The 12,425-nt window shown below is 67.6% G+C and carries 11 protein-coding genes; 9 read left to right on the top strand and 2 right to left on the bottom strand.

The features are described from left to right. The coding region (locus QH196_RS10055) for an enoyl-CoA hydratase/isomerase family protein (RefSeq protein ID WP_280415493.1) at positions 1-853 on the top strand (853 nt) is incomplete at its 5' end. 224 nt (positions 854-1,077) lie between these two features. Further along, positions 1,078-1,782, top strand: coding sequence for a FadR/GntR family transcriptional regulator (locus QH196_RS10050; RefSeq protein ID WP_280415492.1), 705 nt, complete (start codon positions 1,078-1,080; stop codon positions 1,780-1,782). Positions 1,783-1,878: 96 nt separating this feature from the next. Here QH196_RS10050 and QH196_RS10045 read toward each other — a convergent pair whose 3' ends face one another. After that, the gene (locus QH196_RS10045) at positions 1,879-2,805 is read right to left on the bottom strand and encodes an enoyl-CoA hydratase (protein ID WP_280415491.1); all 927 of its coding nucleotides are present in this window, start codon (positions 2,803-2,805) and stop codon (positions 1,879-1,881) included. A 17-nt stretch (positions 2,806-2,822) separates the two neighbouring features. Beyond that, positions 2,823-3,869, bottom strand: a complete 1,047-nt coding sequence (locus QH196_RS10040) for a phosphotransferase family protein (RefSeq protein WP_280415490.1) — start codon at positions 3,867-3,869, stop codon at positions 2,823-2,825. A gap of 237 nt (positions 3,870-4,106) precedes the next feature. On the opposite strand from QH196_RS10040, the gene QH196_RS10035 reads away from it, so the two are divergent. The 7 genes from QH196_RS10035 (at position 4,107) to QH196_RS10005 (ending at position 12,314) form a co-directional block, all read left to right on the top strand. Continuing rightward, positions 4,107-5,597 carry a class I adenylate-forming enzyme family protein gene (locus QH196_RS10035; protein WP_280415489.1) on the top strand — a complete coding sequence of 497 codons (1,491 nt, stop codon included), beginning with the start codon at positions 4,107-4,109 and terminating at the stop codon, positions 5,595-5,597. Positions 5,598-5,639: 42 nt separating this feature from the next. After that, a complete protein-coding gene (locus tag QH196_RS10030) occupies positions 5,640-6,818 on the top strand; it encodes a thiolase family protein (RefSeq protein WP_280415488.1) in 1,179 nt (392 codons plus the stop codon). A gap of 15 nt (positions 6,819-6,833) precedes the next feature. Next, entirely contained in the window at positions 6,834-7,595 is a 762-nt protein-coding gene (locus QH196_RS10025; protein WP_280415487.1) for an SDR family NAD(P)-dependent oxidoreductase, read from the top strand. A 34-nt stretch (positions 7,596-7,629) separates the two neighbouring features. Next, positions 7,630-8,394, top strand: coding sequence for an SDR family NAD(P)-dependent oxidoreductase (locus tag QH196_RS10020; RefSeq protein WP_280415486.1), 765 nt, complete (start codon positions 7,630-7,632; stop codon positions 8,392-8,394). A gap of 38 nt (positions 8,395-8,432) precedes the next feature. Further along, positions 8,433-9,725, top strand: a complete 1,293-nt coding sequence (locus QH196_RS10015; protein WP_280415485.1) for an acyl-CoA dehydrogenase family protein — start codon at positions 8,433-8,435, stop codon at positions 9,723-9,725. A gap of 472 nt (positions 9,726-10,197) precedes the next feature. Next, on the top strand, positions 10,198-10,806 hold the full coding sequence (locus QH196_RS10010) for a TRAP transporter small permease (protein WP_280415484.1): 609 nt from the start codon (positions 10,198-10,200) through the stop codon (positions 10,804-10,806). Further along, positions 10,803-12,314, top strand: a complete 1,512-nt coding sequence (locus QH196_RS10005; RefSeq protein ID WP_280415483.1) for a TRAP transporter large permease — start codon at positions 10,803-10,805, stop codon at positions 12,312-12,314. Before QH196_RS10010 ends, QH196_RS10005 begins: the two co-directional genes overlap by 4 nt. Positions 12,315-12,425: the final 111 nt, after the last annotated feature.

Genomic DNA, 12,425 nt, shown 5'->3' with positions numbered 1-12,425 from the left:
GCCGTTGACGGCTGCGCTGGACCTGACCTACGCCGCGGGAGCGGTGGATCCGGCCGACCGGGCGGTTGTCGTGACCGACGACGCCGAGCGCGCGGTCGCCGAGTTCACCGACTGTATGCGGCGGTACCCGCGGGCGGCGAGTTTCGCCGCGCAGGTAGTACGTGCTTCGGAGGGGCTGCCGGTGCCGGCGGCCATCGACGTGGAGTCCTTCGCGTACTCCACCCTCCAGGGCGGCCCGGAGTTCGGCCGTTGGCTGGCGGAACGCCGCAGGCTCGGGCGGCCGCTACCGCCGGCGCCCGAATCCGATCCGGTTCTCCTCACAGCGGACGGCGATACCCTCCGTATCACGTTGAACCGCCCGGAGCGCCGTAATGCCTACGGCACGGCACTTCGTGACGCTCTGGTCGAGGCATTGCGTACAGCACTGCTCGCCGGCACATTCGGCAGGATTGTGCTCGACGGTGCCGGGACATCGTTCTGCGCCGGCGGGGATCTCGACGAGTTCGGCCACACTCCCGATACCGCGACTGCCCATCAGATCCGGACCCGCGGCGGGGCGGCTCGGCTGATGGCCCGGCTGGCGGAGCGCACCGAGGTCCGGCTGCACGGCCATTGTGTGGGTGCCGGGATCGAGATCTCCGCATTCGCCGGACATATCGTTGCCGCCCCGGATACCGTGATCCGATTGCCCGAAGTGACGATGGGCTTGATCCCCGGCGCGGGCGGCACCGTGAGCGTGCCCCGGCGGATCGGCCGATGGCGGGCGCTGCACCTGTTCGTCACCGGTATCGCGCTGGGCCCGCAGTGTGCACTCGAATGGGGGCTCGTCGACGAGATCGCGGATGGCGGGTGAGCAGGGACGGGCGGGACGTGTCGCCGCTCGCATCGGACGGGGGCGCTGTCGACGGGGTCCGTGTGGTGGACACGAAGCAGTTCGGGATGGTATTCGCCCTCAATATGAGGTAAACATAATCATAGATTGTCGGGGCTCGAACTCCAGTGGTTGCGGGGGAGCGGCCTGACCGTATGGAGGTATGTGTAGTGGGACAGCCAGGGCTTCGTCCACAGAAGACCGCGATGTTGGTCGCACAGCGCATTGTCGAGGGCATCAACAAACGCGGCAACAAGGTCGGTGACAAACTGCCACCGGAACGGCTGATGCTCGAAGAGTACGAGATCGGCCGGGGAACACTGCGGGAATCGTTGCGGTTCCTGGAACTCCAGGGCGTTATCGCCCTCAAACCCGGTCCCGGCGGCGGCCCGATCGTGCAGCAGCCCGACGGTATGGGTCTGCAGACCGCGATCACGCTGCTGCTGCAATTCGAGAATGCGCCGTTCCGGACCATCGTCGAGGCCCGGACGGCGCTCGAGCCGATGATGGCCCGGCTCGCGGCCGACCGGATCAGCGACGAACAACTCGCCACCCTGAAACATTCGGTGGACCATATGCGCGAGCACATCGACGACGAGGAGATCTTCGTCGAGATGAGCCGGGTATTCCACGACACCATCGCGCAGGGTTCCGGGAACGCGCTGTTCGGCTATCTGATCCACGCGCTGCTGGATATGCTCGACGGCTCCGCGGTGGGGATGGAGTACCCGGAACGCCACCGCGTGGCGACCTGCGATATCCACGAGAAGATCTACAAGGCGGTGGCCGCCGGGGATGCCGATGCGGCACTGACCGCGATGGAAGAGCATATCGACGGGATCTGGCGATACGAGGAGAAGAACTACCCCGAGGTCCTCGATACTCCGATCGCCTGGGGAACCCGCGGCTGATCGACCGGTGGTCCGGGCGATCAGCGCCGCCGGAAGATCGGACGGTTCCCCCGCGGAACCGCAAGCGGCCGGCGCCCCGCGGGAGAACCCATCCGATCAGGGCCGGTAGGGATCTGCCCGTTCCACGGGCGGCGCCGTCTTCCAGTCGGGCAGTCCGTATTCCGGGGTGCCGACCGGGGATTTACCGCCCGAAATATGCGTCCACTGCGCATGATTGAGCTGGTGGATGGAGAAGCAGGCGTCGAGCGCGGTGGTGAAGCCCATCGCGTCCTGACTCTGATTCACCGAATCCTTCACCAGCAGTGCCGCCATACTGGGCACCCGCGCGATCCGGCGGGCGAATTCCAGGGTGTTCTCGCCGAGTGCCTCGGCCGGGAAGATCTTGTTCACCATGCCCAGCGCGAGTGCGTCCTCGGCATCGAGGCTGTCGCCGGTGAGTAATAGCTCCTTGGCCTTGCGTGGGCCGAATTCCCAAGGGTGGCCGAAGTATTCGACACCGCAGACACCCAGCCGGGTGGCGACGACATCGGCGAACCGGGTGCCCTCCGCGGCGACGATGAGATCGCAGGCCCAGGCCAGCATGAGGGCGGCGGAGAAAACGTTGCCGTGCACCTCGGCGATGGTGATCTTGCGGAGTTTGCGCCACCGCCGGGTGTTCTCGTAGAAGTAGTGCCACTCCTGGTGGAAACGGGATTCGACGGCATCGTGGGTGGCCCCGGTGCAGGTGAAGGACCAGTGCTGATCGGGCCCGGGTTCCCGTTCGGCCCGGTAGTCGGAGCTGCCGAGGTCGTGGCCCGAGGAGAATACGGGTCCGTCGCCGGCGAGGATCACTACGCGCACCGTATCGTCGGCTTCCGCCCGCAGGAAGGCGTGGGTGAGTTCCACGAGCAGCCCACGGTTCTGGGCGTTGCGGTATTTCGGGCGGTTCAGCACGATGCGCACGATCGTGCCGTCGTCGTGTGTTTCGTAGCGCAGGTACCGGTAGTCCACGGGGGTGGCGGGGTCGAGCACAGCTTCGGTCATCGTGAATCCTTTTCTGGTCAGGCGGATCCGGACGGCATCCGGACCAGCCCGCGGGCTTGATCGAGAAGTGCCTGCGCGACACCGTGGAAGCGGTGGCCGAGCGCGGTATCGGCCTTCCCGGCGCAGGCACGCGCATAGGTGCCTTCGAGGATGATGGCGAGCCGGTAGCAGGCCAGGACCTGATACCAGTCGAAATCGGTCATATCCCGGCCGCTGACGTCGGCGTAGCGGGCGATCAGCTCGTCGCGGCCGGGGAGTCCGTCGAGCTGCCGGGCGAGCCCGACCGTGCGGGTTTCGGTGGGATCGGGCCAGGTCGCGAGAAGGTGGCCGAGGTCGAGCAGGGGATCGCCGACGGTGCCCAGTTCCCAGTCGACGACGGCGGCCACGGCCGGCCGGTCGCGCCGGAACATGACATTGCCGAAGTGGTAGTCGCCGTGAATGATTCCCTTGCGCCACGCTGCGGGCCGGTGCGCGTCGAGCCAGCGGCCGATCTCGTCGACCCCGTGCAGTTCGGGTCCGGGCCATCCGTCGAGCTCGTGATAGGAGTCGAGCTGGCGCCGCCAGCGGCCGACCTGCCGGTCGAGCCAGCCGTTGGCCCGGGTGAGCTGGGCTTCGCCGAGGACGGCCGGATCTATCGCGCCGAGTGCCGCCGCGCTGTCGACCATGGACAGGCCCATCGCATGCTGCAACTCGGCGGACGAAGCATGCGGTTCGGGAACTTCGGTGGTGGCGGTGAAACCCTCCACCGCCGCCATGACGAAGAAGACGCACCCCATGACCTCGAGGTCGTCGCAGGCGGTGACGAGCCGTGGGTGGGGTACCTCGCTACCCGCGAGCGCGGCGAGCAGGCGCGCCTCCCGGCGCATCGTCTCGTCGCTGTTGCCGCGTTTGTGCAGCGGCGGTCGCCGGAACACGTAGTCGGTCCCGTCCCGGGTGAATTTCACCAGGATGTTCTGGGTGCCTCCGGTCAACGGGACGATATCGGTGACGGGCCCGGTGCCCACCTCGTTACGGTCGAGCCATGACGTCAGTGCGGTGACGTCCACCGGGTCCTGATCCCTCATCGATCCACCTCATGCCTTCCCTGTGTGACGTGTAACGGGGTGCCGTCGCACGCAGCGGCCGGAGGCACCCACCTACCGGAGACTACACATTCCTACGAACCATTGTCATGATTTCTTTCATATTCCGGCGCATAGTTGTTATCGTTAGCCGCGACGGGCCCGAAAGTCTCCCTGCCGCGCGTGGCTCGGCACCTCGGGTGCACATCAACAATCCAAGCGTTCTCACCAGGTGGTGCAATGGGTATCGAAATGGTTCTGGACATGGCCGCATCGGTCCATCCCGAGCGGCTCGCGCTCGGGCGGCGTGATGCGGGTATGACCTATCAGGAGCTCAGCGACGTGGCCTCCGGTGGCGCCGCGGTCCTGGCCCGGTACGGTGCCGCGCATCTGGTGTTCGTCGGCGTCAACGGCCCGGTACTGCCGGTGCTGACCTTCGCCTCCGCCCGCGCCGGGGTCCCGCTGGCGCCGATGAACTACCGGCTGGCAGCCGATCAGCTGCGCGATCTCGTCGGGCAACTCGAACGACCGCTGATCGTCGCCGACCCCGCCTACCGGGACACCCTCGACGGTGCCGCCGAGACGGTGCTGACCAGCGCGGAGTTCCTGGACCTGGCCCGGGCCGCCGAACCCGGCACCACCGAACCGGCCCCCGACGATGCCACCGCCATCGTGCTGTTCACCAGCGGCACCACCTCCGCGCCCAAAGGCGTGCTCTTGCGTCACCAGCATCTGCTGTCCTATCTGCTCAATACCGTGGAATTCGGGTCCGCCGCCGAGGACGATGCGACATTGGTCAGCACGCCGCCGTACCACATCGCCGGGATGGGGGCCGTGCTCAGCAACATCTACGCGGGACGGCGGATGGTGCATCTGCCGGACTTCACTCCGCAGGGCTGGCTCGATATCGTCCGTGGCGAGCGGATCACGAGTGCCATGGTGGTGCCGACCATGCTCGCCCGCGTCGTCGAGCACCTCGACGGCGCCCCCGGCGACGCACCGAACCTGGTGTCCCTGGCCTACGGCGGTGCCCGGATGCCGCAACCCGTCCTCGAACGGGCCCTCCGCGCTTTCCCGGAGACCGGATTCGTCAACGCCTACGGGCTGACCGAAACCAGTTCGACCATCGCGGTGCTGGGCCCCGACGATCACCGCGAGGCCATGGCGGACCCGTCGCTACGCGGCCGGCTGTCGTCGGTGGGCCGGGTGGTTCCGGGGATGGAGGCCGAGATCCGGGACGAGGACGGCACCGTGCTGGCCGCCGGCGAAACCGGCCTGCTGTGGGTGCGGGGTGCGCAGGTCAGCGGCGAATACATGGGCAAAGGGTCGGCGCTGGACGCCGACGGCTGGTTCCCCACCCGCGACCGCGCCCGCATCGAGGACAGTTACCTCTATATCGGCGGCCGCGCCGACGACACCATCATCCGTGGCGGCGAGAACATCGCTCCGGCCGAGATCGAGGATGTGCTGGTCCACCACGACGATGTGCGCGAGGTCGCCGTGATCGGCGTACCGGACGACGAATGGGGCGAACGGATCTGTGCGGTGATCGTCCCGGCCGGCCCCGGACACGCCGACACGGCCGCCATCCGGACCTGGTGCCGCGAACGCCTGCGGGGTTCGCGCACGCCCGACGAGGTCGTGTTCGTGGACGAACTGCCCAAGACACCCACCGGGAAACTGGTGCGCCGCGATCTCGTCGCGCAGGTCACCGCGCCGGTCGCGCCCTGACCGGTTCGCTCATCATCTGTTCCACATTTCTCTGGAGGATCCATGCGTAGTGCCGTGCTCGTCGACGTCGTCCGTTCGGCGTCGGGTAAGGGCAAGGCCGGTGGCGCCCTGTCCGATATCCACCCGATCGATCTACTGGCCGAGGTACTGCGGTCGCTGGTCGCGCGGAACGATATCGACCCCGTCCTCATCGACGATGTCATCGGCGGCTGTGTAAGCCAGGCCGCGGAACAGGCCGGCAATATCACCCGCTCCGCCGCGCTGGCGGCGGGTCTGCCCGAATCCACCCCGGCCACCACGGTGACCCGCGCCTGCGGTTCGAGCCAGCAGGCCGTGCATTTCGCGGCGCAGGGCGTGCTGGCGGGCTCCTACGATGTGGTGATCGCCTGCGGTGTGGAATCGATGAGCCGGGTGCCGATGGGTACCGCCCCGATGGGCCGGAACCTGGTCGGCGCCGGGCTCGCCCAGCGCTACCCGGAGGGCTGGATCAGCCAGGGGGTGGCCGCCGAACTGGTGGCACAGAAGTACGGGCTGACTCGCGACGATGTCGACCGATACGCGCAGCAATCGCATCGGCGGGCCGCGACCGCCGCCGCTGCCGGACATTACGACCGGGAGATCGTGCCGGTGCCGGTACCGGGCGGCGCCCACAAGACCGACGAAACGATCCGCGCGGCGACCACGCTCGAAAGCCTGGGCACGTTGCGGGCCTCGTTCCACTCCGAGGATTCGGACCGGCGTTTCCCCGGCCTGGGCTGGATGATCACTCCGGGCAATTCCTCGCCGCTCACCGACGCGGCCGCCGCAACCCTGATCATGTCGGAGGAGAAGGCCACCCAGCTCGGGCTCACGCCGCGCGCCCGCTTCGTCGACTTCACGGTCGCCGGTGACGATCCGCTGTACATGCTCACCGCGCCGATCCCCGCGACCCGCAAACTGCTCGACCGCACCGGCCGCACACTCGACGAGATCGATATCTACGAGGTCAACGAGGCCTTCGCGTCGGTACCGCTGGCGTGGGCGCGGGAATTCGATGCCGACCCGGCCCGGCTCAACCCCGCCGGCGGCGCCATCTCGCTCGGCCACGCGATCGGGGCGTCGGGTGTGCGCCTGCTGGCCACCATGGTGGGCGAACTGGAACGCACGGGCGGGCGCTACGGCCTGCAGACCATGTGCGAACACGGCGGTATGGCCAACGCCCTGCTCATCGAACGTCTCTGACCGAAAGGCATACACGTGGACATCAACGGCAAAGTCACCCTCGTCACCGGCGGCGCGTCCGGGCTCGGCCTGGCGACCGCCCGGCAGGTGCTCGATCAGGGCTCGAAAGTGGTCCTGCTCGATCTGCCGGCTTCGCACGGGGCCGAGGTCGCCGCCGAGCTCGGGCCGAACGCCCTGTTCACCCCCGCCGATATCACCGACGAAACCGCCGTGGCGGCCGCACTGGACGCGGCCGAGGAATTCGGCGAACTGCGTGCGGTCGTCAGCTGCGCCGGAACCGGCCGGTCGCTGCGCGTCGTCGGCCGGCAGGGTGTTTTCCCGCTCGACGTGTTCACCCGTGTCGTCACGATCAACCTGATCGGTACGTTCAATGTGGTGCGGCTGGCCGCCGAACGGATGTCGCGGCTGGATATCGAGGGGGAGGAGCGCGGCGTCATCGTGACGACGGCCTCGGTCGCCGCATTCGAGGGGCAGATCGGCCAAGCCGCGTACGCCGCCTCCAAAGCCGGTGTCGCCGGGATGACGCTGCCGCTGGCACGGGATCTGGCCTCGCTGGCGATCCGGGTCGTCTCCATCGCGCCCGGACTGTTCGACACCCCGCTACTGGCGGGCCTGAACGACGAGGCGAAGGCCTCGCTGGGTGCCCAGACCCCGCATCCCGGCCGGCTCGGCGATCCGCGGGAATTCGCCTCGCTGGCGGCGCATATCCTGTCCAACCCCATGCTCAACGGTGAGGTCGTCCGGCTGGACGGTGCCATCCGGATGGCACCGCGCTGATGGCGGCGCCCGCGCCCCACAAGGAGGAACAACCATGACGGCTCCGGCACTTCCGCTGGAAGGTAAGGTCGCGCTGGTCACCGGCGGTAGTCGCGGACTCGGCCGCGAAATGGTGCTCGCGTTCGCGCGGGCCGGCGCCGATACGGTCATCGTCAGCCGCAAACTCGACAGCTGTGAGAAATTGGCCGCGGAGGTCACGGCGGCCACCGGCCGCCGGGCCCTGCCCGTCGCCTGCCACGTCGGCGACTGGGATGCGCAGGACCAACTGGTCAGCCGCGTCTACGCCGAGTTCGGCAAGGTCGACGTCCTGGTCAACAATGCCGGGATGTCCCCGCTGTACTCGAGCCTCGAAGAGATCTCGGAGGCTCTGTTCGACAAGGTCTTCGACGTCAACCTCAAAGGCGCGTTCCGCCTGACGACCCTGATCGCGCCGCGGATGGCCGCCGCCGGGGGCGGCTCGATCATCAATATCAGTTCGATCGCCTCGGAGCGCCCCACCCCCGACGACCTGCCGTATGCGGCCGCCAAGGCCGGGCTGAACATCCTGACCAAGGGATTCGCGCAGGCCTACGGGCCGGCGGTGCGGGTCAACGCGATCATGGCCGGGCCGTTCCTCACCGATATCAGCAAGGCCTGGGATATGGACGCGGTCGCCGAGAAACTGCAGGCGCTACCGCTGGGCCGCGCGGGCGATCCCGATGAGATCGTCGGCGCCGCGCTCTACCTTGCCGGGCCGGGCTCCACCTACAGCTCCGGCGCGATCATCCCGGTCGACGGCGGCCGCACCGCGATGCGCTGACCGCGCCCGCAGACCTCTTTTCAGAAAGGAACCAGGATATGAGCTGGGGATTCGAGACCGACCCCGAGTACCAGCAGGTGCTCGACTGGGCCGACGAATTCGTCACCCGGGAGGTCGAGCCGATCGACCAGGTCATCACCCATGCGTGGGATCTACGGGATCCGCTGCGCCAGAAGCTGATCCCGCCGCTGCAGGACAAGGTCCGAGAGAAGGGGCTGTGGGCGACGCACCTCGGTCCCGAACTGGGCGGACAGGGTTACGGTCAGCTGAAACTGGCCTTGCTCAACGAGATCGTCGGACGCACCCATTCGGGCCCGATCGTCTTCGGCTGCCAGGCCCCCGATTCCGGCAATACCGAGATCCTCGCGCATTACGGCACGCCCGAACTCAAGGAGCGGTATCTCGCGCCGCTGATCGAGAACAAGATCGTTTCCTGTTACGCCATGACCGAACCGCAGGGCGGTTCCAATCCGGTCGAATTCGAAACCACCGCCGTCCTCGACGGTGACGAATGGGTGATCAACGGCGAGAAGTGGTTCGGTTCGAACGCGCGGTTCGCCTCGTTCTTCATCGTCATGGCCGTCACCGATCCCGACGCCGAACCGCACCGGCGGCTGTCGCAGTTCATCGTCCCGGCCGAGACACCGGGGCACGAGATCGTCCGCAATACCGGCGTGTGGGGTCACGATTACGAGGTCGGCACCCACGCCTACACCCGCTGGACCGATGTCCGGATTCCCAAGGACCATATCCTCGGCGGAGTGGGGCAGGGGTTCGAGGTGGCGCAGACCCGGCTGGGTGGCGGGCGTATCCATCACGCCATGCGCACGGTCGGCCTGGTGCGGCGTTCGCTGGACATGATGCTGGAGCGGGCCGTCTCACGGACCACGCGCGGCAGCCGGCTCGGCGATAAACAGCTGGTCCAGGAGATGATCGCCGATTCGTGGCTGCAGCTCGAACAGTTCCGGCTGCTGGTGTTGCGTACTGCGTGGCGGATCGACAAGGAGAACGACTACCGCAAGGTCATCAAGGACATCGCGGCGGTCAAGGCCGCGATGCCAAAGGTGCTGCTGGACGTGACCTCCCGGGCCGTGCAGCTGCACGGTTCGCTCGGCGTATCCAAGGAACTTCCGCTGGGCAAATGGCTGTTCGAGGCGTACCACATGGGTCTTGCGGACGGTGCCACCGAAATCCACAAGATCGGGCTGGCCCGCCAGCTGCTGCGCGATGCCACACCGCACGACGGCCTGTTCCCCAGCTATCACCTGCCGGCGTTGGAGGAACAGGCGCGGGAGAAGTTCGCGGCCGAGCTGAGCGCTCTGGCGGAATAGGTCCGCTCGCGTGCCGGCGGGCGGAGTACACCGGCCGCCGGCGGCACCCACCGACGTGAACGTCGACAGCATCAGTGTGCTGCCGACACACGTGGGGGTGCTCGGCCGTCCGGCTGTGCGTGAACCCGGGTAACCGGGTGTCAGTGTGCAGGGGTTATCGGTCGCCTGCCCCTATGTGCGCGTGCAGCGCCGCGGCTGCGGACCAGCGGCCGGCCCGCGGCAAAACGGACCCGGCAAGCCCCTCGGTGGGCGTATAGGCCGGCACGCAGGCGCCGTCCGCTACCGGGTCGGCCGAGCGGCCTCGAGGTAGTTAAGGCAAATGATTCGCATGAAAGCTTGACTTGGCGCGAATTCAGGCGAATGATATTCACAACTTCGGTGACGTGGATCACGACCGAAGCACCTGCGGTCGCGCCGCGTGGTCACTCCCACCCGCCACCGCGTTCCATCCCTCAAATCCTGCGGAGTTCACATGAGCGCATCAGCGCGCGCTTCAGGTGCGCGGCCCAACCGGCTGCGGCTCCTGATCGAGGTCCCGGCAGTCATCGTGCTCTTCGTCATGATGATCCATGTGACCGCCAACGCCCTGCTCCGGGCGTTCGCCTCGAGCCCCATCCAGAACACCCTCGAGATCACGCAGTACATCTACCTGCCGATCATCGCGCTGCTCGGATTCATGGCCGCCCAGGCGCGCGGCGAGCACATCGTCGCGGACCTGGTCACGCACTACCTCCCGCGCCCGGCCCGCCGGGCGGTCCTGTCCGGTGGATACGTCCTGGCCCTGATCGTGACCGCCGGTTTCGCCTGGTTCGGCCTGGAGGAAGCCCTGCACGCCCGGGATATCGGTCAGACGGCGGGGGTTTCGACGCTGGTGTCGTGGCCGGTGCTGTTCCTCGTACCGGTCGCCTTCGCCGTGCTCACCGTTCAGTTCGGCTTCGCCGCGGTTCGGGCGCTACGTGGCGCCGAAGACGAGACCGAGGACGAGGACGCCACCGTGGCCGGCGATATCGGCGGCGAGATCCAGGCCGGGCACAGCAGTGCGGTCCCGGCCGGCACGACATCGGATTCGGAGAAGAAATGACCACCGCCGCTGCGCCCGCGGAGAACGCGGGCACCCGCTCCCTCACCCCACCGCCGGTCGGGCCGAGCCGCACACACCTGCTCCGCTCCTGGTCCGTCTTCGGTGTCCTCGTCGTGGTGCTGCTGGGCACCGTCGCGGCGATGTTCATGCCGCTGAAGCCGCAGGCGATCGGGTGCGCGGCTCTGGTGATGATGCTGACCCTGCTGCTGCTGCGCCTACCGGTGGCCCTGACGATGATCATTCCGTCGTTCGCGGGTCTCTACGCACTTCGTGGTGAGAAAACCGTGGCCAGTGCGCTGTCATCACTGCCGTACCACCAGGTCGCCAGCTGGACCCTCAGCGTGGTGCCGATGTTCGTCCTGATGGGCCTGCTGATGTGGCGGTCCGGTCTGACCGCCAACCTCTACGCGGTGGCGCGGCACTGGCTCGGCTGGCTACCCGGCGGCCTGGCGGTGGGCACCAATGTGGCCGGTGCCGGCTTGTCGACGGTGAGCGGTTCGACCACCGGGACCGCGTATGCGCTCGGCCGGATCGGTATCCCCGAAATGCTCAAGGCCGGCTACGACCGCCGGCTCGCGATCGGCGCCGTCATCGTGGCGGGGCTGCCCGGGCAGCTGATCCCGCCGAGCATCCTGCTCGTGCTGTACGCGGGGATCGCCGAGGTTCCGGTGGGTAAACAGCTGCTCGCCGGTATCGGCCCGGGCATCCTGGTGGCGATTCTGTTCACCCTCGCCATCATCCTGTTCGCGGTCTTCGGTAAGGATCTGGCCGGCCCGAACCGCGGCCGCAGCACCGAGAGCGTGCCCTGGAAAGAGAAGCTCACCAGCCTGGTGCAGGTCTGGCCCGTTCCGGTGCTGATGCTGGTGATCGTGGGCGGCATGCTGTCGGGCATCTTCACCGCGACGGAGGCGGGTGCCGCGGCGGCGCTGTGCTCGGTGGGCGTGGTGCTGCTGTGGAAGCGTAAGACCGGCGGCGCGTTCCAGGCGCTCGCCGACGGGGCCGTGGGCACGGTGTCGACCGTAGGTGCGGTGTTCCTGCTCCTGCTGGGCGTCGAGGCGCTGTCGCGGATGATGACCTTGAGCGGTATCAGCAACGGTTTCGCCGATCTGATCGCGGGGATGGAACTCGGCCGGGTCGAATTCCTGCTGCTGATGGTCGTGGTGTACCTGCTGCTCGGGGCGTTCATGGACCCGCTGCCGATGATGGTGCTGACCGTCCCCATCCTGATCCCGACCCTGGAGAGCCTGGATATCTCGCTGCTGTGGTTCGGCGCGTTCACGGTGTTCATGGGCGAACTGGCGATCCTGTCACCGCCGGTCGGTGTGCTGGCGATGGTGATCCACTCGATCGTCAAGGATCCGGAGGTGAATCTCGGCCGCAAGATTCCGTTGAAGGATGTGTTCGTCGCCTCGCTGTGGTTCCTGCCGATGGCGATCGCGGTGGTGCTGCTCCTGATCTTCTTCCCCGAGATCTCGACATTCCTGCCGGATAATTCGAGCGCGGGCTGATATCGGATACCCCACGTAGTTGGGGCGGGGGGGGGGGGGGGGGGGCGGGGAAAGTTGTTTGGGGGGGGGGTGGGCCGGGTTTTGGGGGGGGTTGGGGGGGGGGGGCGCGGG

Origin of the sequence: Nocardia carnea (assembly GCF_029868325.1) — a bacterium.
GTDB classification, from domain to species: Bacteria; Actinomycetota; Actinomycetes; order Mycobacteriales; family Mycobacteriaceae; genus Nocardia; species Nocardia carnea_C.
Note: the sequence above shows the minus strand (reverse complement) of the source record. Positions and strands in the feature narration are given on the sequence as shown.